At 61.9% G+C, this 23,056-nt stretch carries 20 protein-coding genes and 1 rRNA gene; 8 read left to right on the forward strand and 13 right to left on the reverse strand.

Annotation, left to right across the window (positions count from 1 at the left end; genetic code table 11):
* The 10 genes from QSV36_RS23035 to mrcB form a co-directional block, all read right to left on the reverse strand.
* A 16S ribosomal RNA gene (locus tag QSV36_RS23035) occupies positions 1–104 on the reverse strand; the annotation flags it as partial.
* A 667-nt stretch (positions 105–771) separates the two neighbouring features.
* Positions 772–1,383, reverse strand: a complete 612-nt coding sequence (gene msrQ / locus QSV36_RS23040; RefSeq protein WP_289134784.1) for a protein-methionine-sulfoxide reductase heme-binding subunit MsrQ — start codon at positions 1,381–1,383, stop codon at positions 772–774.
* On the reverse strand, positions 1,383–2,396 hold the full coding sequence (msrP, locus tag QSV36_RS23045) for a protein-methionine-sulfoxide reductase catalytic subunit MsrP (RefSeq protein ID WP_289134786.1): 1,014 nt from the start codon (positions 2,394–2,396) through the stop codon (positions 1,383–1,385). The genes msrQ and msrP overlap by 1 nt, the downstream gene beginning before the upstream one ends.
* 79 nt (positions 2,397–2,475) lie before the next feature.
* On the reverse strand, positions 2,476–3,327 hold the full coding sequence (gene pssA, locus QSV36_RS23050; protein ID WP_170032690.1) for a CDP-diacylglycerol--serine O-phosphatidyltransferase: 852 nt from the start codon (positions 3,325–3,327) through the stop codon (positions 2,476–2,478).
* 149 nt (positions 3,328–3,476) lie between these two features.
* A complete protein-coding gene (gene ilvC / locus QSV36_RS23055; protein ID WP_013974255.1) occupies positions 3,477–4,493 on the reverse strand; it encodes a ketol-acid reductoisomerase in 1,017 nt (338 codons plus the stop codon).
* Between the two features lie 56 nt (positions 4,494–4,549).
* Positions 4,550–5,041: an acetolactate synthase small subunit gene (gene ilvN / locus QSV36_RS23060; RefSeq protein ID WP_003250040.1), complete on the reverse strand. Its 492-nt coding sequence runs from the start codon at positions 5,039–5,041 to the stop codon at positions 4,550–4,552.
* A gap of 1 nt (position 5,042) precedes the next feature.
* Positions 5,043–6,767 (reverse strand): acetolactate synthase 3 large subunit, encoded by a 1,725-nt coding sequence (locus tag QSV36_RS23065; RefSeq protein WP_170032692.1) that lies wholly within the window; start codon positions 6,765–6,767, stop codon positions 5,043–5,045.
* Positions 6,768–7,175: 408 nt separating this feature from the next.
* The gene (locus tag QSV36_RS23070) at positions 7,176–7,508 is read right to left on the reverse strand and encodes a YqcC family protein (protein ID WP_170032694.1); all 333 of its coding nucleotides are present in this window, start codon (positions 7,506–7,508) and stop codon (positions 7,176–7,178) included.
* A complete protein-coding gene (locus QSV36_RS23075) occupies positions 7,508–8,299 on the reverse strand; it encodes a tetratricopeptide repeat protein (protein WP_289134790.1) in 792 nt (263 codons plus the stop codon). The genes QSV36_RS23070 and QSV36_RS23075 overlap by 1 nt, the downstream gene beginning before the upstream one ends.
* A gap of 27 nt (positions 8,300–8,326) precedes the next feature.
* Positions 8,327–10,648 (reverse strand): penicillin-binding protein 1B, encoded by a 2,322-nt coding sequence (gene mrcB, locus QSV36_RS23080; protein ID WP_289134792.1) that lies wholly within the window; start codon positions 10,646–10,648, stop codon positions 8,327–8,329.
* A 114-nt stretch (positions 10,649–10,762) separates the two neighbouring features.
* Between mrcB and QSV36_RS23085 the strand changes: the two genes are divergently transcribed.
* Both QSV36_RS23085 and QSV36_RS23090 read left to right on the forward strand, forming a co-directional pair.
* Positions 10,763–12,325: a bifunctional aminoglycoside phosphotransferase/ATP-binding protein gene (locus QSV36_RS23085; protein WP_289134795.1), complete on the forward strand. Its 1,563-nt coding sequence runs from the start codon at positions 10,763–10,765 to the stop codon at positions 12,323–12,325.
* Between the two features lie 190 nt (positions 12,326–12,515).
* A complete protein-coding gene (locus tag QSV36_RS23090) occupies positions 12,516–12,794 on the forward strand; it encodes a TfoX/Sxy family protein (protein WP_170032702.1) in 279 nt (92 codons plus the stop codon).
* A gap of 177 nt (positions 12,795–12,971) precedes the next feature.
* Here the strand turns inward: QSV36_RS23090 and QSV36_RS23095 are convergent, their stop codons facing one another.
* The gene (locus tag QSV36_RS23095; protein WP_289134798.1) at positions 12,972–13,856 is read right to left on the reverse strand and encodes a ChaN family lipoprotein; all 885 of its coding nucleotides are present in this window, start codon (positions 13,854–13,856) and stop codon (positions 12,972–12,974) included.
* A 176-nt stretch (positions 13,857–14,032) separates the two neighbouring features.
* Between QSV36_RS23095 and QSV36_RS23100 the strand changes: the two genes are divergently transcribed.
* On the forward strand, positions 14,033–14,350 hold the full coding sequence (locus QSV36_RS23100) for a Rieske (2Fe-2S) protein (protein ID WP_289134801.1): 318 nt from the start codon (positions 14,033–14,035) through the stop codon (positions 14,348–14,350).
* Here the strand turns inward: QSV36_RS23100 and sfsA are convergent.
* Both sfsA and QSV36_RS23110 read right to left on the reverse strand, forming a co-directional pair.
* The gene (gene sfsA / locus QSV36_RS23105; RefSeq protein WP_289134804.1) at positions 14,340–15,053 is read right to left on the reverse strand and encodes a DNA/RNA nuclease SfsA; all 714 of its coding nucleotides are present in this window, start codon (positions 15,051–15,053) and stop codon (positions 14,340–14,342) included. The two genes, QSV36_RS23100 and sfsA, sit on opposite strands and share 11 nt — an antisense overlap.
* A complete protein-coding gene (locus QSV36_RS23110; RefSeq protein ID WP_289134807.1) occupies positions 15,053–16,225 on the reverse strand; it encodes a pyridoxal phosphate-dependent aminotransferase in 1,173 nt (390 codons plus the stop codon). Before QSV36_RS23110 ends, sfsA begins: the two co-directional genes overlap by 1 nt.
* Positions 16,226–16,435: 210 nt before the next feature.
* On the opposite strand from QSV36_RS23110, the gene dksA reads away from it, so the two are divergent.
* From dksA to QSV36_RS23135, 5 genes are all read left to right on the forward strand, one after another.
* Positions 16,436–16,879: an RNA polymerase-binding protein DksA gene (gene dksA, locus QSV36_RS23115; RefSeq protein WP_046613112.1), complete on the forward strand. Its 444-nt coding sequence runs from the start codon at positions 16,436–16,438 to the stop codon at positions 16,877–16,879.
* A 63-nt stretch (positions 16,880–16,942) separates the two neighbouring features.
* Complete coding sequence (gene gluQRS, locus QSV36_RS23120) at positions 16,943–17,830, forward strand: tRNA glutamyl-Q(34) synthetase GluQRS (protein WP_289134836.1); 888 nt, start codon at positions 16,943–16,945, stop codon at positions 17,828–17,830.
* 242 nt (positions 17,831–18,072) lie between these two features.
* Entirely contained in the window at positions 18,073–18,249 is a 177-nt protein-coding gene (locus QSV36_RS23125; protein ID WP_003250005.1) for a hypothetical protein, read from the forward strand.
* Positions 18,233–21,208, forward strand: coding sequence for a sensor histidine kinase (locus QSV36_RS23130; RefSeq protein WP_289134811.1), 2,976 nt, complete (start codon positions 18,233–18,235; stop codon positions 21,206–21,208). Before QSV36_RS23125 ends, QSV36_RS23130 begins: the two co-directional genes overlap by 17 nt.
* Positions 21,209–21,212: 4 nt before the next feature.
* Positions 21,213–22,652, forward strand: a complete 1,440-nt coding sequence (locus QSV36_RS23135; protein ID WP_289134814.1) for a sigma-54-dependent transcriptional regulator — start codon at positions 21,213–21,215, stop codon at positions 22,650–22,652.
* The last annotated feature ends 404 nt before the right edge of the window (positions 22,653–23,056 follow it).

The following is a 23,056-nucleotide window of genomic DNA, read 5'->3' on the forward strand; positions in this document are numbered from 1 at the left end:
GTCCGCCGCTGAATCAAGGAGCAAGCTCCCGTCATCCGCTCGACTTGCATGTGTTAGGCCTGCCGCCAGCGTTCAATCTGAGCCATGATCAAACTCTTCAGTTCAATACTGCTTTGGTTTTTAAGAAACCCTAAACTTGGCTCAGCAATCTCAAATGACTATGTGATTTCTCGCATGGCCACTTGTGATGCTGATAATCTTTGTGACTATCAGTCCGTACTCACAAGCACCCACACGAATTGCTTGATTCGATTTGTTAAAGAGCGTTTGGTTAAGAGCATTTCGTCTCAACCGAGGCGCGCATTCTACGCTTTCCTCATTGACTGTCAAGCGTTTATTTTGAAGTTTTTTGCGAGAAACTCGTTTAGCTTCAAACACTTGACTCGCTGCGATCACTCGTAGCGGGAGGCGAATCATACAGCGTTTAAAACCGCTGTCAACCTTCATCTCAACCGCTGCCGATCATGCGACCGTAGCCCTCCCAATCTCTTCGCCACTACTTAACTCATTGATTAACAAGGAGTTTTTCGTTCCAATGTCGCTGGAAGTGGGGCGCATTATAAGGGGATTCGGAGAGGGGTCAAGGGTTAATTTCAAGAAATTGAAATGGACGCGAAAAAGACCGTATCTCGGCTGCCAAGTGCCTGGCACGACGCATTCAGCGCCTGTGCGATCAAGCGCCGCGCGGGCGGCGCTCGATTGTGCAGGCGCTGCAAGGGTCGTGGCGGACACTTCTGAAACCAACTCAGCTCCAAGACCGCCCCCCAACCCTCAAACCGCCCTCCCCTGCCTCCGGGCAATCCTGGGCAACACCCGTGAAACCACAGGCACCCGTAACACCATCAACACAACACCAATAAACGCATAGATCACCCACTCACGCAGATCCGACCGAACGATCCACAGGAAATGCAGCAACCCCAACCCAAGCACGCCATACACCAACCTGTGCAGCTTCTTCCAGCGAGCCCCCAAACGCCGCTGACTATACCGGTTCGAGGTAACCGCCAAGGCCAGCAATCCGAGGAACCCCAACGCGCCCACAATAATGTAGGGACGCTTGCGTAGCTCCACCGCCAGCTGCCCCCAATCCAGCCCGAGAATAAAGAACAGATACGCCAGGATATGCAACACGATATAGGCAAACACCCATAACCCCAGCTGCCTGCGCACCACGACCCAACCCGGCCAGCCCGTCAGCTTCTGCAGCGGCGTCATGCTCAAGGTAACCAGCAGGAAGGTCAGTGCACCAAGCCCGAGGCGGTCCATCAGGATCTTGCCGGGGTCCGGCCCCAGCAGATTCAGCGCGGCCTCATACAACCACCAGGCCGGGAACAGCCCCCCCACGAGGAAGATGGCCAGACGAAACCAGGGGTAACGCATCAATAGTTCTTCCGCAGATCGAGCCCGGTATACAGCGACGCCACTTCATCGGCATAGCCATTGAACATCTGGGTTTCCCGCACATTGGGACTGAACAGCCCGCTGGGCAGCCGCCGCTCACGCGCCTGGCTCCAGCGTGGATGGTCGACCGTCGGGTTCACATTGGCGTAAAAGCCGTACTCGTCCGGCGCCAGGCCCTGCCAGGTAGTACCAGGCTGCTCGGCCACCAGGCTGATACGCACGATCGACTTGATACTCTTGAAACCGTACTTCCACGGTACTACCAGGCGCAGTGGCGCGCCATTCTGGTTGGGCAGTTCGCGGCCATACATGCCCACCGCCAGGATCGCCAACGGGTGCATCGCCTCATCCAGACGCAAGCCTTCCCTGTAGGGCCAGTCGATCAAGGCGAAACCCGAACGCTGCCCGGGCATGTGCTCCGGGTCCTTCAAGGTTTCGAAGCGTACATAACGCGCCCTGGAAGTCGGCTCGACCTGCTTGAGTACCTGTGCCAGCGGAAAACCCAGCCATGGAATGACCATCGACCACGCCTCTACGCAGCGCAGCCGGTAGATGCGCTCCTCAAGCTGGTACGGTTTGACGAAGTCTTCCAGCGCATAGCGCCCGGGCTTACCCACTTCGCCATCGACCACAACGCTCCACGGTTCGGTGGTCAGGCTGTCGCCATTGGCCGCCGGGTCGCCCTTGTCCGGCCCGAACTCATAGAAGTTGTTGTAATGAGTCGCATCCTTGAACGGCGTGATCGCCTCATCCTTGACCGTTACCGCTTGCCATTGTGTAGCAGCAAGCTTGCCGGCAAACCAGGCAGGCGCACGCCCGGCCTGTACATCGGCATAACGCGAAACCTCAGCCGCACCCACCCGGCCTGGCAACACACCCAGGGCCAGCGCCGCCAGGGAACCGCCCATCAGGGCACGCCGGGAAAGATAGAGGCTTTCAGGGGTGATCTCCGATGCCTTGCATTCGGAAGGCCTGGATAGCTTGATGAGCATGGGCGGCTCCATAGCACTGGATAGCGGATGTACCAGTAAGACTATGGAGCCGGAGGGTTATTCCAACATTAACGGGCTGTCAGGCTTTACGCCGACGCCCCTTCAGCAGGAACTGGATCGGCCCCGAAGCCGCATAGGCGAGGAAGATCAGCAGCAGGATGCGCGGCGGGTCGCTGAAGACCACGGCAAACACCAGCACCACGGCCAGGATCGCCACAAACGGCACACGGCCCTTGAGGTCCAGTTCCTTGAAGCTGTTGTACTTGATGTTGCTGACCATCAGCATGCCGGCAGCAGCCACCAGCAGCGCCACCAGGAACGACAGTTTGGAACCCTGGATGCCGTAGTCGCTGAACGCCCATACGGTACCCGCCACCACGCCTGCAGCGGCCGGGCTGGCCAGGCCGATGAAGTAGCGCTTGTCGGCAGTACCGACCTGGGTATTGAAACGTGCCAGACGCAACGCCGCACCAGCCACATAGATGAAGGCGACCATCCAGCCAACCTTGCCCATGTCGCCCAGCGCCCAGCCGAAGGCCAGCAAGGCCGGGGCCACACCAAAGGCGACCATGTCCGACAGCGAGTCGTACTCGGCACCGAAGGCGCTCTGGGTATTGGTCATGCGTGCGACACGGCCATCCAGGCCGTCGAGCACCATGGCCACGAAGATGGCGATGGCAGCGAAGGCAAAGTACTTGCTCGCTTCGCGCGGGTCACCGGCGCTGAGGGCGCTCTGCGCGCTCATCGAGCTGATGATGGAATAGAAACCGGCAAACAGGTTGGCGGTGGTAAACAGGTTGGGCAGCAGATAGATGCCACGGTGGCGCACCTTGCGCCCTTCGGCATCATGCCCTTCTTCAACGTGCTCATCGACAGGTAGCAGGCTTTCGGCGTCGGAGGGCTTGTTCGGCTCTTCGGGACGTTCGCTCATGGAGGGTACCTTGCAACAGGATGGAAAATGTTCGACACGGGCCCGCAAGACAGGTTCTAACGGCGGACCACTGGTCTGCTTTATACCAGAAGCCAGGGGCCAGAACGAAAAAACGCGGCCGAAGCCGCGTTTTTCATCTTTCGACAGACTTAGTTCTTGGTCTTGTCGACGATTTTGTTGGCCGAGATCCACGGCATCATCGAGCGCAGCTGCTCGCCGATGATTTCGATGCCGTGAGCGGCGTTGTTGCGGCGCTTGGCAGTCATCGATGGGTAGTTGGTAGCACCTTCGGAGATGAACATCTTCGCGTACTCGCCGTCCTGGATGCGCTTCAGGGCGTTGCGCATGGCCTTGCGGGATTCTTCGTTGATGACTTCCGGACCGGTAACGTACTCACCGTACTCGGCGTTGTTGGAGATCGAGTAGTTCATGTTGGCGATGCCGCCTTCGTACATGAGGTCAACGATCAGTTTCAGCTCGTGCAGGCACTCGAAGTAGGCCATTTCCGGCGCGTAGCCAGCTTCGACCAGGGTTTCGAAACCGGCTTTGACCAGCTCGACGGTACCACCGCACAGAACAGCCTGCTCGCCGAACAGGTCGGTTTCGGTCTCGTCCTTGAAGGTGGTTTCGATGATGCCGGTACGGCCGCCACCCACGCCCGAGGCGTAGGACAAGGCGACGTTCTTGGCGTTGCCCGAAGCGTCCTGGTAGATCGCGATCAGGTCAGGGATGCCACCGCCTTTGACGAACTCGGAGCGAACGGTGTGGCCAGGGGCCTTCGGCGCGATCATGATCACGTCGAGGTCGGCACGCGGAACCACCTGGTTGTAGTGGATCGAGAAGCCGTGGGAGAAGGCCAGGGTAGCGCCCTTCTTGATGTTCGGCTCGATTTCCTGCTTGTACAGCTGGCCCTGGAATTCGTCCGGAGTCAGGATCATGACCAGGTCGGCGGCAGCGACGGCGGAGGCAACGTCGGTCACTTTCAGGCCGTGGGCTTCTGCCTTGGCAACGGTGGCCGAACCTTTACGCAGACCGATGGTGACATCTACACCGGAGTCCTTCAGGTTGCACGCCTGAGCGTGGCCCTGGGAACCGTAACCGATGATGGCGACTTTCTTACCCTGGATGATGGAAAGGTCGCAGTCTTTATCGTAGAAAACTTTCATGAAAATACCCCTGGTTATATCTCGGCCCCTGCGGAGCCATCGCTAATTTGTGGAATTCAGATGCTGAGCACTTTGTCGCCACGGGCAATGCCGGTAACGCCGCTGCGCACGGTTTCGAGAATCGATGCAGTGCCGATGGCCTGGATGAAGCTGTCCAGTTTGTCGCTGGTGCCGCTCAGCTGCACGGTGTACACGCTGGCGGTGACGTCGACGATCTGGCCACGGAAGATGTCCGTGGTGCGCTTGATCTCGGCGCGCTGGGCACCGGTGGCCTTGACCTTGACCAGCATCAGTTCGCGCTCGATGTGAGCACTTTCCGACAGGTCGACAAGCTTGACCACTTCGACCAGCTTGTTCAGGTTTTTGGTGATCTGCTCGATCACTTCATCATGGCCAACGGTAGTCAGCGTCAGACGCGACAGGGTCGGGTCTTCGGTCGGCGCCACGGTCAGGCTTTCAATGTTGTAGTTACGCTGGGAGAACAGGCCGACCACACGGGACAACGCACCGGGTTCGTTTTCCAGCAGCAGGGAAATGATGTGCCGCATATCAGGTACGCTCCGTCTTGCTCAGCCACATGTCACGCATCGAGCCATCCTTGATCTGCATCGGATAGACGTGCTCGCTGCGGTCAACCGCGATGTCGATGAACACCAGGCGGTCCTTCATCGCAAACGCTTCTTCCAGCTTCGGCTTGAGGTCCTTCAGGCTGGTGATGCGGATACCCACATGGCCATAGGCCTCGGCCAGCTTGATGAAGTCAGGCAGCGACTCGACATACGAGTGCGAGTGACGACCGTTGTAGGACATGTCCTGCCACTGGCGGACCATGCCCAGCACACCGTTGTTCAGGTTGACGATCTTCACCGGCAGGCCGTACTGCATGCAGGTGGACAGCTCCTGGATGTTCATCTGAATGCTGCCTTCGCCAGTTACGCAGGCCACGTCCTGGTCCGGGAAGTTGAGCTTGACGCCCATCGCCGCCGGGAAGCCGAAGCCCATCGTGCCCAGGCCACCGGAGTTGATCCAGCGGTTCGGCTTGTTGAAACGGTAGTACTGCGCCGCGAACATCTGGTGCTGGCCGACGTCGGAAGTGACGAAGGCGTCGCCATGGGTCACTTCGCACAGGGTCTCGATGACCTTCTGCGGCTTGATGACGTTGCCGTCGCCCTTGTCGTAAGGGAACAGCTCGCCATTGCCACGCCATTCATCGATCTGCTTCCACCAGGCATCCAGCGCCGCTTTGTCAGGCTGCTCGCCGATTTCCTTGAGGATGCCGAGCATTTCGCTGAGGACGCTGTCGACCGGGCCGACGATCGGCACGTCGGCCTTGATCATCTTGGAAATCGACGCCGGGTCGATGTCGATGTGAATGATCTTGGCGTTCGGGCAGAACTTGGCCGGGCCGTTTACCACACGGTCGTCGAAGCGGGCGCCAACGGCAAAGATGACATCGGCATGGTGCATCGCCATGTTGGCAGTGAAGCTGCCGTGCATGCCGAGCATGCCGAGGAACTGGCGATCGGTACCCGGGAAGCCACCGAGGCCCATCAGGGTATTGGTGACCGGCAGGTTCAGCGACTTGGCAATTTCGGTCAGGGCCTCGGAGCCACCACCGAGAATCACGCCGCCGCCTGAGTAAACCACCGGGCGCTTGGCGGCCAGCAGCATTTCCGCAGCCTTGCGGATTTGCCCGGAATGGCCACGAACGGCCGGGCTGTAGGAGCGCAGCTTGACCTTTTTCGGGTAAACGTACTCGAACTTCTCGGCCGGGTTGGTCATGTCTTTTGGAATGTCGACCACGACCGGGCCTGGGCGACCGGATTGCGCCAGGTAAAATGCTTTTTTCAGAACTTCCGGGATTTCGCTGGCGTGTTTGATCATGAAGCTGTGCTTCACGATAGGCCGCGAAATACCGATCATGTCGGTTTCCTGGAAGGCATCGGTACCGACCATGGTGCTAGGCACCTGGCCAGACAGGATGACCATCGGGATCGAGTCCATGTAGGCAGTGGCAATACCGGTAATGGCATTGGTCGCACCGGGCCCGGAAGTCACCAGTACCACGCCGGCCTTGCCGGTGGCACGGGCATAACCGTCCGCCATATGGGTAGCCGCCTGCTCATGACGAACCAGGATGTGCTCGACTTCCGGTTCCTTGAACAGCGCGTCGTAAACATGCAGGAGAGCACCACCAGGGTACCCGTAGATGTGCTTAACGCCTTCGTCACGCAAGAAGCGGACGACCATCTCAGCGCCAGATAAAAGCTCCACGTTGTTCACCTCTAAAACGCCAGAATACCGCCCTCACTGGACGGGTCTTAATAGGTTTACTGCCAAGCAGAGCATGAGCGAACGTCAGCACTGACTGAGCAAGTATTGGGAGCGCCCCAGAGTGTTGCGGGGTTTTCCCACCCAGCGCGAGGTAACGCGTTGCGGGGTGTAACAGGTCGGCGCGGGTGTGCGCCTCATGATCTGCTTAGCGGGTCTGCTTCTGGCAGTCCCTCTACAGCGGAAATTGGATTCTTCTGATTCGGCGCCAACAAGTCAAGAAAAATTATTGCCAATTTTTCGCCAAGATGAATTCCTGCCACCACTAAAAATCGCTTCAGCAGCAGAATTAATAAGATTTCCACAAAAAAGGGCCACAATCTGCGGCCCTTGAAGGAAAAACTGAAGAAATCAGGCTGAAGGAGCAATCAATTGATCGAAAGCTGCCAACAGCCGCCGAAGCTCGCGGCTTTGTTCCGGACGGTCGGTAAATACGGTTTCGGCCATGACCAGAATGCCGGAGGCACTGGGCAGCGGGTGGCCCAGCTCGATGATGATCTTCATGCGCGGCAGGAAGATCCATTGCAGCCACTGCTCGAAGCTGAGGGTATCGACGGCGAACGGCACAGTACTGGCCAGTGCCTCGTCGCTTGGCGCCTCGGCATCCCACCAACCCTGCACCTGCAGCTCACGTTCGATCAACATCAGATGGTCGGCAATATCCAGAATGCGTTGCTCGATCATCACGAGTTGACCCGAGCCTTTTGCCGGGCAAGCGCAGCACCAGCGCTGTCACCCTGCTTTTCGCGGGCCTGGGCGATGGTGTTCCACAGCTCGGCCTGCAAGCTCGGGCGGCCGTTGGCGTAAGTCAGGGCGCGACGCGCCAGTTGCTCGGCCTGTGGCGCGTCACCTTGCGACAGGCGCACCTGGGCCAGGCGGTACAGCACCTGCGGCTCGCGCGGGGCAATGCGCTGGGCACGTTCCAGGCTGGAAGCAGCACCGTTGAAGTCACCGCTACCCTGCTGCGACTGCGCAGTAGTCAGCAGTGCCAGTACCGGGCCATCCAGCTGCTCATCAGCCGACAGCCCGCCTGCAGCGGCACCGCTACGCGGGATGCCGGTCGGGGCGCTGGTACTTTGCGGGGCGCTGTTCATCGCGGCGATGTCGAACGGTTCGTCTGCGATCGGGTTCGGATTGGTGGTCATAGGCGCCGAACTGACCGGGCCGGTTGTGATCGGCCCCGGCGTGATCGGCGAGGTACTGATCGGTGCCGAGCCGTTGGCCGCCGGGAATGTCTGGATGCCGGAGGCACCCGCACCCTGCGGGATCATCACGGTGACGCCGGAGTCCTCAGGCAGCGTTTGCGCTTGCGCGGTACCCGCGTTATAGCCACCCACCGAGCGGTTGGCCGTGACGCGTTCGCTATTGGACACGCGGGTGCTCGAGTCGACCACCGGAATATTGCCGCGCGGGACACTGGCGCACCCCTGGAGCACAGCCAGCGCCGTCACGGCAGGAAACAGCCACTTGTTCACGTCACACCTCTTCAATGCAGCCTGTGCTTAATTCATCCAGCCCTTGACCCAGTCCATGACCGATTCAACCGGATCCTGCTCGCCGCCACAGGTCGCACCGGCGGGCGGTTCACTCCCGCGAATATACGGCATCTGCACTGCTCCCGGACAGCTGCCATCAGAACCATGGCCACTGTATGGGTCAATCCATGCCTGCACCACGTTGTCCGGCTGCGGCATGTCCAACGGCAGCGGGTCGGCCTTCTTCATGAAGCTGGTCCACACCTGCAGGGCACCGGTAGCGCCGGTAAATGGCGTTTTGCCGTTGTCGTCACGGCCCATCCACACCACGGCCAGCAGGTCCTGGCTGAAACCGGAGAACCAGCTGTCCCGCGAGTCGTTGCTGGTCCCGGTCTTGCCCGCCAGGGTCAGCGTGCGCGGCAAGGTGTTGTATACCGAGCGACCGGTACCTTCGCGCATTACCCGCTGCATGGCGTTCTGCACCAGGTAGATGGCACCCGGGTCGAAGGTCTGCTGGATCTGGAACGGGTAGCGCTTGAGTGGCTCGCCCTCGGCGGTGAGCACGCTGCGGATACCGCGCATCGGCGTATTGAAGCCGCCGTTGGCGATGGTCTGGTACATGGTCGCCACTTGCATTGGCGACATGCCGCCAGCGCCCAGCAGCATGGCCGGGAAGGCTGGCCAGTCGACATTCACGCCCAGCCGGCCGATGGTCTTGATCACGTTGGGCACGCCCACTTCCAGGCCGATCTTGGCGGTCGACAGGTTGTAGGAGTTGGCCAGCCCCTGGTACAGGTAGATGGTGCCATGCGGACGGCGGTCATAGTTTTGCGGGCGCCAGACCTGGCCGTCGGCGCCTTTGACCGAGAAGGGCTCGTCCTGCACCCAGCTGGTCAGCGTGTACTTGGTCGGTTGCTCCAGCGCGGTCAGGTAAACCGCCGGCTTGACCAGCGAGCCGATCGGGCGCACGGCATCGATGGCGCGGTTGAAGCCAGCGAAGCCGGCCTGACGGCTGCCGATCAGCGCCTGCACTTCACCGGTTTCCGGGTTGGTGACGACCATCGCCGACTCAACCTCGTCAGCCCCTTTGCGGCCTGCCAGGCGCTTGAAGGTCTCGCTCATCGAAGCCTCGGCCTTCATCTGCAGGATCGGGTCGAAGCTGGTGAAGATGCGCAGGCCTTCTTCGGTCAAGTCTTCATCGCGGTAGTCCTGACGCAGCTGACGCTTGACCAGGTCAAGGAATGCCGGGAACGAGCTGTCAGCCAGGCTGCCGCGCTTGGTCACGCCCAGCGGCATCTTCTTCGCCGCGTCCACTTCCGCCTGGCTCGCCACGCCCTGTTCGGCCACCAGGTCGAGCACCAGGTTGCGGCGCGCGAGGGCGCGGTCGGGGTAGCGTCGCGGGTTGTAGTAGGACGGACCTTTGACCATGCCCACCAGCAAGGCGATCTGGTGCAGTTTCAGCTCCGACAGCGGCTGGCTGAAGAAGAACTGGCTGGCCAGGCCGAAGCCGTGCACCGCACGCTGACCATCCTGGCCGACGAACACCTCGTTGAGGTAGGCCTCGAGGATTTCGCGCTTGTCGTAGTGCAGCTCCAGCAGCACGGCCATCATGGCCTCGGTCAGTTTGCGGCTGAGGCTGCGCTCGCTGGTGAGGTAGAAGTTCTTCACCAACTGCTGGGTCAGGGTACTGCCGCCCTGGCGCATCGAGCCGGCCGACGTATTGACCCACAGGGCGCGGGCAATCGACTTGGGCGACACCCCGAAGTGGCTATAGAAATCGCGGTCTTCGGTGGCCACCAGGGTTTCGAGCAGGTACTTGGGCACCTGGTCGATCTTGATCAGGATGCGGTCTTCGAGGTTTTTCGGGTAGATGCCGCCGATCATAAGCGGCTCCAGGCGCACCACATCGAGCGCCTTGCCGTTGGCCCCGGACAGGCCTGCAACGTAGTCGCCGGAGAAGCGCACCCGCACGAACTGTGCCGGCTCCATGCCCTCGTAGAACTGGAAGCCGCGGGTGTTGAGGTCGACCGTATTGCCATTGACCGACGCCGCACCGGGGCCATTCGCAGCGGTTTCACGGCGATAGCCGAGCGCATCCAGCTCTGTCAGGAAGTCGTCCTTGCTCAGCTTCTGCCCGGTGAACAGCTCCAGCGGCCGGGCGTACACCTTGGCCGGGATGGTCCAGCGCTTGCCGGAGAACTTTTCCTGGACGACGGCATCGAGGTAAACCGCGAAGCCGGCAACGATCAACAGGCCGACCAGGCTGAGCTTCAAGGCCCAGCCCAGCCAGGCGCGGGAGCGGCCGGTCGGGCGTTTCTGAGGGGTACGGGGATTTCGGGTTCGAGTCATGGCGGCGGATTATACGCACTTTATAAAGGCTGGGCAGACGGCCCGGCGGTAGGCAGGGGCGGCACCATTGACCATAATGGCGCATTCGAATTCCCTGCCCCGGAAGGATTTCCCGTGAGCCAAGCCCTTATCACCGCGCTGCAGAACCCTGCCCTGTACCCTCACCCCGTGGAGGGGTTCCAGCTGATCGAGACGCATATCTCCTGGGTTCTGCTCACCGGCGAATATGCCTACAAGATCAAGAAGCCGATGAACTTCGGCTTCCTCGATTTCACCAGCCTGGATCAGCGCCAGCACTTCTGTAACGAAGAATTGCGCCTGAACCAGCGCCTGACCGACGGCCTGTACCTGGAAGTGCTGCCGATTACCGGTAGCGTCGAGGCGCCGCAGATCGGTGGCGCAGGCGAAGCCATCGAATACGTGCTGAAGATGCGCCAGTTCCCCCAGGGGCAGATGCTCAGCACTCTGCAGGCCAATGGCGAACTGAACGCCGCGCATGTCGACCAGATGGCCCGGCAGATCGCCGAATTCCACCTGCAGGCGCCCCGCGTGCCGGTGGAGCACCCCCTGGGCACGCCGGACAGCGTGATGGCGCCCGTGGAGCAGAACTTCGAGCAGATTCGCCCGTTCCTCAGCGACAGGGCCGACCTGCAGCAGCTTGACGCCCTGCAGGCCTGGGCACGCAGCAGCTTCGAGCGCCTGCATGGCCTGCTGGAAAAGCGCAAGGCCAACGGTTTCATCCGCGAATGCCACGGTGACATCCACCTCGGCAACGCGACGCTGATCGATGGCAAGGTGGTGATCTTCGACTGCATCGAGTTCAACGAACCGTTCCGCCTGACCGACGTCTACGCCGACACCGCTTTCCTGGCCATGGACCTCGAAGACCGCGGCCTGAAATGCCTGGCCCGGCGTTTCATCAGCCAGTACCTGGAACTGACCGGCGATTACGAAGGCCTGGAACTGCTCAACTTCTACAAGGCCTACCGCGCGCTGGTACGGGCCAAGGTGGCGCTGTTCAGCATGCCGGCCAATGCCGATGGCGTGCAGCGTGCGACCACCCTGCGCACCTACCGCAACTACGCCAACCTGGCAGAAAGCTACAGTGCCATCCCGTCGCGCCTGCTGGCCATTACCCATGGGGTTTCGGCGGTAGGCAAAAGCCACGTGGCCATGCGCATGGTCGAGGCCCTCGGCGCGGTCCGCGTACGCTCGGACGTTGAGCGCAAGCGCCTGTTCGGCGAGCAGCAGCAGGCCGATGCGGGCCAGCTAAGTTCAGGCATCTATGCCCAGGACGCCAGTGCCGCTACCTACCAGCGCCTGCACGAGGTGGCGGCAACCATTCTGCGCGCCGGCTTCCCGGTAGTGCTGGATGCCACCTACCTCAAGCGCAAGCAGCGCCAGGCGGCAGCCGATGTGGCCAGCCAGACCGGTGTGCCGTTCCTGATCCTCGACTGCCATGCACCGGACGCGGTCATCGCCAGCTGGCTGGAGCAGCGCCAGGCAGAGCAAAACGACCCATCGGATGCCACCCTCGACGTGATCAAGGCCCAGCAGGCCAGCCGTGAGCCACTGGATGCGCAAGAGCTGGCACAGAGCAAACGCGTCGATACCCAGGATGCCGGCAGCATGGACCAGGTCATCGAACAGGTTCGCCAGCGCCTGCCCGGGCTGTAAGTTCAGCGTTTTCCCGTTCCGGCCCACTCGCGGGGTTACCCGCGAAGAGGCCGGTACAGGCCACGCATCCAGGGCATCTCGTCGCCCCCAATGGCAAAAGGCCGCGCATTTTCCAACCCCCGCTACACTCCTCTCTGACCTGCTCGCGATTTATCCCCCATGACCCGTTCAGCCATCGCAAGGAGGCTCGATGAACGATGAATTGCAGCATCTGAAGAACCTTGGCAAGACCTCTGCGCAGTGGCTGCATGCAGCGGGCATCCACAGTGCATCGGATCTGCGACGCCTGGGCGCGGTGGGCGCGTACCAGGCCGTGAAGACGCGAGGGTTCCGCGCATCGAAGGTGCTGCTGTATGCCATTGAAGGCGCGCTTCTGGACATGCACTGGAACGATTTGCCGCTAGAACGCAAGGAAGCGCTCAACCAGCAGCTGGACGCAAAATGCCCGCCGCAAAAAAATCCGAAATAATCGTAGGAAAGGGATTGACCTCGAAATGAGAATCGTTATGATTATCACAACTGGTCGCGAGACTGGTTGGATAAGCTAAGAGACCTTGGTTCGGACTCTCAGATTATCTCCTCATCAGGCTAATCACGGTTATTGACCCGGCAGTTTGCCGGGTCTTTTTTTGCCAGGCGTGTGGGCTCAGCGTTGTAATTGTGCGCAGTAGTCCTGCGCCGGCGGTGCCGCCGTATACCACACGTAATCAGCTTGCCCCGCCTCGACCTGCTCACCCGCCTCAGCCAACAGTAAAACCCTGCTGCTATCCTGCGCACCCAAGTCAGCCAGATGCAACGGCACGCCCAGGTCCTTGCGCACATGATAGGCACCGGCAAACAACAAAGCTGGCTGCGGTGCCGCTAACAGGCGCTCGGCCATTCGCCGGTCGCGCTGCTGCTGCACGGCTAACATTGCGGGCAACTGGCTGTCCGGAAGCATCCCACAATGGCCGGCGCGCACTTGTTGCAGCAACGCCGCCTTGACCGCTGGTGCATTCGACCGCTCGCCTACCAGCGATGCCGGTTGCCGATACGCCTGGCGCATCTGGCCGGGGGACAGGTTGGCAGCCAGCAAAGGAATGCGTTGCTGCAACGCCTCGGTGACGATTGGCCCGTACATTTGCCAGTCCCAACCGTCCTGCCAGGCCAGGGCCTGTGGCAGATCGGCCGGCACGGGCTGCCCTGCGAGCCTGTCCAGCAGCGGTTGCTGCTCGGGCTGCAGCATTTCCAGCAGCAGGCTGCCTTGTGCACGCTGGGCCTGCAGCGCCCGCAACAGCCACAGTTGCAGGGCATGGTGGTCGGGGTTGTCGTGTTTCTCGCCGACCAGTACCCGCGGCGCAACAGCCAGGCGTTGTACCAGTTGCTCCGGGTTGAGCAGTTGCCCACTGGCAAGCTCGACGATATGCCCCAGCTCGGGATGGGCGCGCCCTTCGCTGCTTTGCCAGGCTGGCAGCGCTGGCAGGCTGGCCTGGCAAGCGCCCAGGGCCAGCGCGAGGCATAAAGAGAAACCTGACAACAGCGGATGGCGCATATGCGAAGCCTCTCTGTCACTCACGATGGATCTGGCCGGTACCGGTAAACCGGGCTTCTGGCAGCCTGCGGCGAAACTGCGCAGCACAGGCAGCCAGACACAGCGAATGCGGGTAACCTGATGGACATCCACACTGGCGGGTCAAGCCACCCCTTGTTTCACGAGTCGTCGTTGCCATGCACTTCCTTTGTACTTCCCAGAGCCTTGTCGAAGGCCAGAGTCGCGCCTTCAGTGTAGAAGGCGTCGAGTTGTTCGGCGTGCGCCGTCTGGGCCAGGTTTACCTTTACCGCAACCGTTGCCCGCACCGCGGCATACCACTGAACTGGGCGCCAGATGCCTTCCTTGATGACAGCGCCAGCCTGATTCACTGCGCCCACCACGGCGCCTTGTTCCTCATCGAAACTGGTGAGTGCGTGGCCGGGCCTTGCGAAGGCGAGTCACTTGAGGCACTTGGCTGCCACGAAGACAGCCAAGGTATCTGGTTCAAGGCGTAAGCAGCACCGGCAGGCGGCGATCGATGACGATGCCCTCCGGGTTCAGGCGGGTGCCGTAAGCCAGCACTTCCACGCCATCGGCCACGGCATCGCGCAGTGCCTGGGCATAGGCCGCATCGATTTCCTCGGCCGGGCGCACTGCATCGACGCCGGTCAGGTTGACGCAATACAACTGCACCGCCCGCACGCCCTGCCGGGCCAGCTTGGCCAGCTCACGCAGGTGCTTGGCGCCGCGCTGGGTCACCGCATCGGGAAAAGCCGCGACCGAGCTGTCGGGATAGCCAAGGGTCACGCTCTTGACCTCGACATAAGCCGGGGCACCATTGAACTCCAAGCGAAAATCGATGCGGCTGCCTTCTTCGCCGTAGGCCACTTCCCGTCTGAGTGCGGTAAAGCCTGCCAGTTCGGCAATGGTGCCGGCATGCAAGGCTTCTTCGACCAGCGCATTGGCCCGCCCGGTGTTCACGCAGGCCAGCCGCCCTTGCGGGGTTTCGCTGATTTCCCAGGTACCTGGCAGCTTGCGCTTGGGGTCGGTGGAGCGGCTGAACCATACCTCCCCGCCTTCACGCATGCAGTTCAGCATCGAGCCGGTGTTAGGGCAGTGAATGGTCATCTGCTCGCCGCCCACCATTTCGATATCGGCGAGAAAACGTTTGTAGCGGCGCAGCAGGCGACCTTTTTTGAGTGTCGGCGAAAATCGCATCAGCCTTGCCAGCTCCGCAAGCCGCGGGCAATGCGCTGTACCGCTTGTTCCAGGCGCGGCAGGCTCTGGGTGTAGGCAAAGCGCACATGGTGCCCGGCCAGATGACGACCGAAGTCCAGACCCGGTGTGAAGGCGATGTGCTCGGTCTCCAGGAAATGCCGACAGAAAGCGAACGCGTCACCGCCAAAGGCACTGATGTCAGCGTAAAGGTAGAACGCCCCTTGCGGTTCAACGGCAATCCTGAAGCCCAGTTCGCGCAGGGCGGGCAACAGGTAGTCGCGACGGCGGGCGAACTCGGCGCGGCGCACTTCGAAAATGGCCAGGCTCTCGGGCTTGAAACACGCCAACGCAGCGTGCTGGGCCATGCTCGGCGCGCTGATGTACAGGTTTTGCGCCAGCTTTTCCAGGTCTGCCACGGCGCCCGGCGGCGCTACCAGCCAGCCGAGGCGCCACCCGGTCATGCCGAAATACTTGGAAAAACTATTCAGCACGAAGGCCGAGTCGTCCACTTCCAGCACACTCGGTGCGTCCATGCCGTAGGTCAGGCCATGGTAGATCTCGTCCACCACCAGGTGGCCGTGGCGCTCCCGGGTGGCTCTGGACAGGCTGGCCAGTTCGTCTCTGCCCAGCACGGTGCCGGTGGGGTTGGCTGGCGAGGCAACCAGGGCGCCGACGGTGTCCTTGTCCCAATGGCGCTGCACCAGGTCGGCGGTCAGCTGGTAGTTGACCTCCGGCCCCACCGGCACCAGTTGTGCCCCACCTTCGACCAGGCGCAGGAAGTGCCGGTTGCACGGGTAACCCGGGTCGGCCAGCAGCCAGTGTTTGCCCGGGTCGACCAGCAGGCTGCTGGCCAGCAGCAGTGCACCGGAGCCGCCCGGCGTAATGAGGATGCGTTCCGGCTCGACACTCAGGCCATAGCGCTGGCCATAGAAACCGGCAATCGCCTCGCGCAACGCTGGCAGGCCGCGGGCGGCGGTATAACGGGTGTGTCCGGCGGCGAGTGCCGCCTGGCCAGCGGCGACGATCGGTGCTGCCGTGGTGAAGTCCGGCTCGCCGATTTCCAGGTGGATCACGTCATGCCCGGCCGCCTGCAGCTCGTTGGCCCGGGCCAGCAGCGCCATGACATGGAAGGGTTCGATGGCGCGGCTGCGCGCGCTGTAAGGGTGGGCCATGACCTTCTCTCAATAGGGTCTAAACTTGAGATTCTACCTCTGCAAGCGATCGAACGTACCGCTCAGGCCGGTGTCAATCAGCAAGATCGGGCGGGGTAGCGCACCCCCGATCTATCTGGTAAGTTCGGCGGCTCGCAGTCGCAGGGCCGGCGGGTGCCGGAGATGGAGCAGCCTGCGCATTGGATCAGATGAGTGAGAGGCGGTCTATTCATGTCCACCGTAGAAAAGCAAAAAGCCCAGACCATGTACGGTGTCGAGCCCTACGTAGAAACCAAGGGTGAAGAGTACATGGGCGAGCCCATGAAACAGCACTTCACCAAGCTTCTCGGCGCCTGGAAGCGAGACTTGATGGAAAGTGTCGACCGCACTGTGGACCACATGAAGGACGAGGCAGCCAACTTCCCCGACCCGGCCGACCGCGCCAGCCAGGAAGAAGAATTCGCCCTGGAGCTGCGTAACCGCGATCGCGAGCGCAAGCTGATCAAGAAGATCGACAAGACCCTCGAAAAGATCAAGGCCGATGAGTACGGCTGGTGCGAATCGTGCGGCATCGAGATCGGCCTGCGTCGCCTGGAAGCCCGTCCTACTGCGGACCTGTGCTTCGACTGCAAGGAAATCGCCGAGAAAAAGGAAAAGACGGTCGGCAAAGGCTGATCTTTCTTCCATCCGGACGGGGCGCATCATGCGCCCCGTTTCATTTTCATGCCCAGCCTGACCATGACCGATACCTGTTACATCGGGCGTTTCGCCCCTACCCCCAGCGGCTTCCTGCACTTCGGCTCGCTGGTCGCCGCCCTCGCCTCCTGGCTCGATGCCCGCGCTGTCAACGGCCGCTGGCTGCTGCGCATGGAGGATACCGACCCGCCGCGGGAAATGCCCGGTGCTCGCGATGCCATCCTGCAGACGCTGGAGCGCTATGGCCTGGAATGGGATGGCGAAGTGGTGTTCCAGAGCCAGCGCCACGACGCCTACGCCGCAGTGGTCGATCGCCTGTTCAACATGGGCCTGGCTTATGCCTGCACCTGCTCACGCAAGCAGCTCGAGGGTTACAACGGCATCTACCCCGGTTTTTGTCGCAACGCCGGGCATGCGCGTGAAGGCGCGGCGATCCGCTTGCGGGTACCGGAACTGATCTATCGCTTTACCGACCGGGTGCAGGGCGAGTTCCAGCAACACCTGGGGCGTGAGGTAGGGGATTTCGTCATCCAGCGCCGCGACGGGCTATATGCCTACCAGCTGGCGGTGGTACTGGATGATGCCTGGCAAGGTGTTACCGACATCGTGCGCGGCGCCGACCTGCTCGACAACACCCCGCGCCAGCTGTACCTGCAAGAGTTGCTGGGTTTTTCGCAACCGCGCTACCTGCATATACCGCTGATCGTCCAGCCGGATGGACACAAGCTGGGCAAATCGTACCGCTCGCCGCCGCTGCAGGCAGAGCAAGCCACGCCGCTGTTACTGCGGGCATTGCGGGCGCTGGGCCAGGAGACCGACCCCGAGCTGTTGCTGGCGACACCGGCCGAAGTGCTGGTGGTAGCCCGCAAACAGTGGCAGCCTGAGGCGATTGCGCGCAGAACCACAGTGCCGGAGGCTGATTTGCTCTGAGGCAGGCCCGCCCCTTTCGCGGGTAAACCCGCTCCCACAGGGCCCTCACCAAACCTGAGGAAAGCGCATTACCTGTGGGAGCGGGTTCACCCGCGAAGAGGCCGGCACAGGCAACCCCCTCAAAAACAAAAGACCAATAAATTCAACCCCTTGGCGAACCCCCTGGATTCCCGCTAGCATCCCCCCAGCCATTTGCGCCAATAATAAGTCCAAGCCCGCAGCGCCCAACCATCGAGGCCAGCATGTACATCTATCGTTTGGTCCTGCTTCTGGTCGTGGGGATCTACCTGTTCTCCCCGGCCATCATGGACTGGTGGATCGAGCCGACCGGAGCCTGGTACCGCCCTTACCTGCTCTGGCTGATCCTGATCGTCGTCACCTTCATCCTGCAGAGCCAACGAGATGCCGATGAGCTTTAGCCTGACCCAGATGATCCTGATCAGCGCCGCGTACCTGATGGTGCTGTTCGGCGTGGCCTGGATCAGCGAGCGGGGCCTGATCCCGCGTTCGATCATTCGCCATCCGCTGACCTATACCCTGTCGCTGGGCGTGTATGCCAGTGCGTGGGCCTTCTATGGCTCGGTCGGCCTGGCCTACCAGTACGGTTACGGCTTCCTCGCCTGTTACCTCGGGGTTTCCGGCGCGTTCCTGCTGGCACCGGTGCTGCTCTACCCGATCCTCAAGATCACCCGCACCTACCAGCTGTCATCGCTGGCCGACCTGCTGGCGTTCCGCTTCCGCAGTACCTGGGCAGGCGCGCTGACCACGATTTTCATGCTGATCGGCGTGCTGCCCTTGCTGGCCCTGCAGATCCAGGCAGTGGCCGACTCGATCAGCATCCTCACCGGCGAACCGGTCAAGGCCCGGGTGGCCTTCGCCTTCTGTACCCTGATCATCCTGTTCACCATCTTCTTCGGTTCGCGGCACATCGCCACGCGCGAGAAACACGAAGGGCTGGTATTCGCCATCGCCTTCGAGTCGGTGATCAAGCTGCTGGCGCTGGGCGGCATCGGCTTGTATGCCCTGTATGGCGTGTTCGGCGGCCCGCACCAGCTGGAGGTGTGGCTGCTACAGAACCAGACCGCCCTGGCAGCCCTGCACACCCCGCTGCAGGAGGGGCCATGGCGCACCTTGCTGCTGGTGTTCTTCGCCTCGGCCATCGTCATGCCGCACATGTACCACATGGCCTTCACCGAAAACCTCAACCCGCGCTCGCTGGTCAGTGCCAGCTGGGGCCTGCCACTGTTCCTGCTGCTGATGAGCCTGGCCGTGCCGCTGGTGCTGTGGGCCGGCCTGCGCCTGGGCGCCAGCACCAACCCCGAGTATTTCACCCTGGGCCTGGGGATTGCCGCCAACAACCAGGCACTGGCGCTACTGGCCTATATCGGCGGCTTGTCGGCTGCCAGCGGGCTGATCATCGTCACCACCCTGGCGCTGTCGGGCATGGCCCTCAACCACCTGGTGCTGCCGCTGTACCAGCCACCGGCCGAAGGCAATATCTACCGCTGGCTGAAGTGGACCCGCCGCGCGCTGATCGTCGCCATCATTACCGCCGGCTTCATGTTCTACCTGACCCAGAACAATCACCAGAGCCTGGCCAACCTGGGCATCGTCGCCTTCGTCGCCACCTTGCAGTTCCTGCCGGGCGTGCTGTCGGTGCTGTACTGGCCCACCGCCAACCGCCGCGGCTTCATCGCCGGCCTGCTGGCCGGTACCCTGGTGTGGATGGTGACCATGCTGCTGCCGCTGCTGGGCAACCTGCAGGGCTTTTACATCCCGCTGCTGGACATGATCTACGTGCTGGACGACACCAGCTGGCACATGGCGGCGATTGCATCGCTGGCGGCCAACGTGCTGCTGTTCACCCTGATCTCGTTGTTCACCAATGCCAGTACCGAAGAGGTCAGCGCAGCCGAAGCCTGTGCGGTGGATAACGTGCGCCGCCCGCAGCGCCGCGAGCTGCACGCCGCCTCGCCGCAGGAGTTTGCCACCCAGCTGGCCAAGCCGCTGGGCGCCAAGGCCGCACAGAAGGAAGTGGAACAGGCCCTGCGCGACCTCTATCTACCGTTCGACGAGCGCCGCCCCTATGCCTTGCGCCGCCTGCGCGACCGTATCGAGGCCAACCTGTCCGGCCTGATGGGCCCCAGCGTGGCGCAGGACATGGTCGAGACCTTCCTGCCGTACAAATCCGGTAACGAGAACTACGTGACCGAGGACATCCACTTCATCGAAAGCCGCCTGGAAGACTACCACTCGCGCCTGACCGGCCTGGCCGCCGAACTCGATGCCCTGCGCCGCTACCACCGCCAGACCCTGCAAGAGCTGCCAATGGGCGTCTGCTCGCTGGCCAAGGACCAGGAAATCCTGATGTGGAACAAGGCCATGGAGGAGCTCACCGGCATTGCTGCCAAGCACGTGGTCGGCTCGCGCCTGGTCACCATCGACGAACCCTGGCGCGGCCTGCTGCAAGGGTTCATCAACGTGCCCGACGAGCACCTGCACAAGCAGCGCCTGGCGCTGGACGGCCAGCCACGTTGGCTGAACCTGCACAAGGCGGCCATCGACGAGCCATTGGCTCCGGGCAACAGCGGCCTGGTGCTACTGGTTGAGGACCTCACCGAAACCCAGGCGCTGGAAGACAAGCTGGTGCATTCCGAACGTCTGGCCAGCATCGGCCGCCTGGCGGCCGGCGTGGCCCACGAGATCGGCAACCCGATCACCGGCATTGCCTGCCTGGCGCAGAACCTGCGCGAGGAGCGTGAGGGCGACGGCGAGATCATCGAACTGTCCAGCCAGATTCTGGAACAGACCAAGCGGGTTTCGCGCATTGTGCAGTCGCTGATGAGCTTCGCCCATGCCGGCGGCAGCCACCAGAACAGCGAAGAGCCCGTATGCCTGGCCGAAGTGGCGCAGGATGCCATTGGTCTGCTGGCGTTGAACCGGCGCAATTTCGAAGTACAGTTCTTCAACCTCTGCGACCCTGAGCACTGGGTCGAGGGGGACCCGCAGCGCCTGGCCCAGGTGCTGATCAACCTGCTCTCCAACGCCCGCGACGCCTCGCCGCCCGGCAGCGCCGTGCGCGTGCGCAGCGAGGTCAACGAACACACCGTCGACCTGATCGTCGAGGACGAGGGCAGCGGGATTCCGAAGAACATCATGGACCGCCTGTTCGAACCCTTCTTCACCACCAAGGACCCGGGCGAAGGAACCGGACTGGGGCTCGCTCTGGTCTATTCCATCGTGGAAGAGCATTATGGGCAAATCACCATCGACAGCCCGGCCGATATCGAACGGCAGCGTGGCACCCGGATCCGCGTGACCCTGCCCCGGCATGTCGTAGCGACGTCCCCTGAAATTCGAGACCGTCGAGAGAATTGAATCAATGCCGCACATTCTGATCGTCGAAGACGAAACCATCATCCGCTCGGCCTTGCGTCGCCTGCTCGAGCGGAACCAGTACCAGGTCAGCGAAGCCGGCTCGGTGCAGGAAGCCCAGGAACGCTTCAGCATTGCCACCTTCGACCTGATCGTCAGCGACCTGCGCCTGCCAGGCGCACCCGGCACCGAACTGATCAAGCTCGGCCAAGGTACCCCGGTACTGATCATGACCAGCTATGCCAGCCTGCGCTCGGCGGTGGACTCGATGAAAATGGGCGCGGTGGACTACATTGCCAAGCCCTTCGACCACGACGAGATGCTCCAGGCCGTAGCACGTATCCTGCGCGACCGGCAGAACGCCCCGGCCGCCGCACCGGTTGCCGAGCCGCGCGCCAGCAATGGCAAGGCGGCCCCCGCCGACAAGGGCAGCGCCCCGGCCAATGGCGAGATCGGCATCATCGGTTCCTGCCCCCCGATGCAGGATATGTACAGCAAGATCCGCAAGGTCGCGCCCACTGACTCCAACGTGCTGATCCAGGGCGAGTCGGGTACCGGCAAGGAACTGGTGGCCCGCGCCCTGCACAACCTGTCGCGCCGGGCCAAGGCACCGATGATCTCGGTGAACTGCGCAGCCATCCCGGAAACGCTGATCGAGTCCGAACTGTTCGGCCACGAAAAAGGTGCGTTCACCGGCGCCAGTGCCGGGCGCGCGGGCCTGGTGGAGGCCGCCGACGGCGGTACCCTGTTCCTCGACGAAATCGGCGAACTGCCGCTGGAAGCCCAGGCCCGCCTGTTGCGTGTGCTACAAGAAGGCGAGATCCGTCGGGTCGGCTCGGTGCAGTCGCAGAAGGTCGATGTGCGCCTGATTGCCGCAACCCACCGCGACCTGAAGAACCTGGCCAAGGCCGGCCAGTTCCGTGAAGACCTGTATTACCGCCTGCACGTGATCGCCCTGAAACTGCCTGCCCTGCGCGAGCGCGGCAGCGACGTCAACGAGATTGCCAGCGCCTTCCTGGCCCGCCAGAGCGCGCGTATCGGCCGTGACGACCTGCATTTCTCCGCCGAGGCGGAGCAAGCCATCCGCCATTACAGCTGGCCGGGGAACGTGCGGGAGCTGGAGAACGCCGTTGAGCGCGCGGTCATTCTCAGCGAGAGTGCAGAAATTTCCGCTGACCTGCTGGGCATCGATATTGAACTGAGCGACCTGGAAGAAGACGAGATCCTCGACAACGCCCTGGCGGTGGCCAGCGCCTCCAACGCCAGCCATGAACCGACCGAAGACCTGTCGCTGGAGGACTACTTCCAGCACTTCGTGCTCGAGCACCAGGACCACATGACCGAAACCGAGTTGGCCCGCAAGCTCGGGGTCAGCCGCAAATGCCTGTGGGAACGCCGCCAGCGCCTCGGCATTCCGCGACGCAAGAGCAACGCTACCAGCGAATAACCGACCTGCCCAGGGCAGGAGATTTCTCCTGCCCCTCTCTATCAGCCTCAACGGCCTCTTCGCGGGCACGCCCAGCCCACCTTCAGGTAACACACCGGCCTGCGCAAAAATCTGTTACCCACGCTTCCGCCGTAACAGTTCCCGAGGCGTACGGTAACGAAATTTCGACATTTTCAGCTGGTGAAATAGGTCACGAATGCCTCAAGCCCTTGATTTTACTGGATTTCAAAAAATTGGCACGGCACCTGCTATATATCTGGTACAAGAACAATAACAAGCACTGCAACCTAGAATAAGAACAAGACGAAACGGCTCACGCACAATAAAAACAAGACGGCGGAGGCGCAGCTAACTGATTCTTTTGGAGAGGATGCGTGTTTGGGGCTTGCCCCACGACCAGGCAG

The sequence above is a fragment of the Pseudomonas sp. BCRC 81390 genome (assembly GCF_030341915.1).
GTDB lineage: Bacteria > Pseudomonadota > Gammaproteobacteria > Pseudomonadales > Pseudomonadaceae > Aquipseudomonas.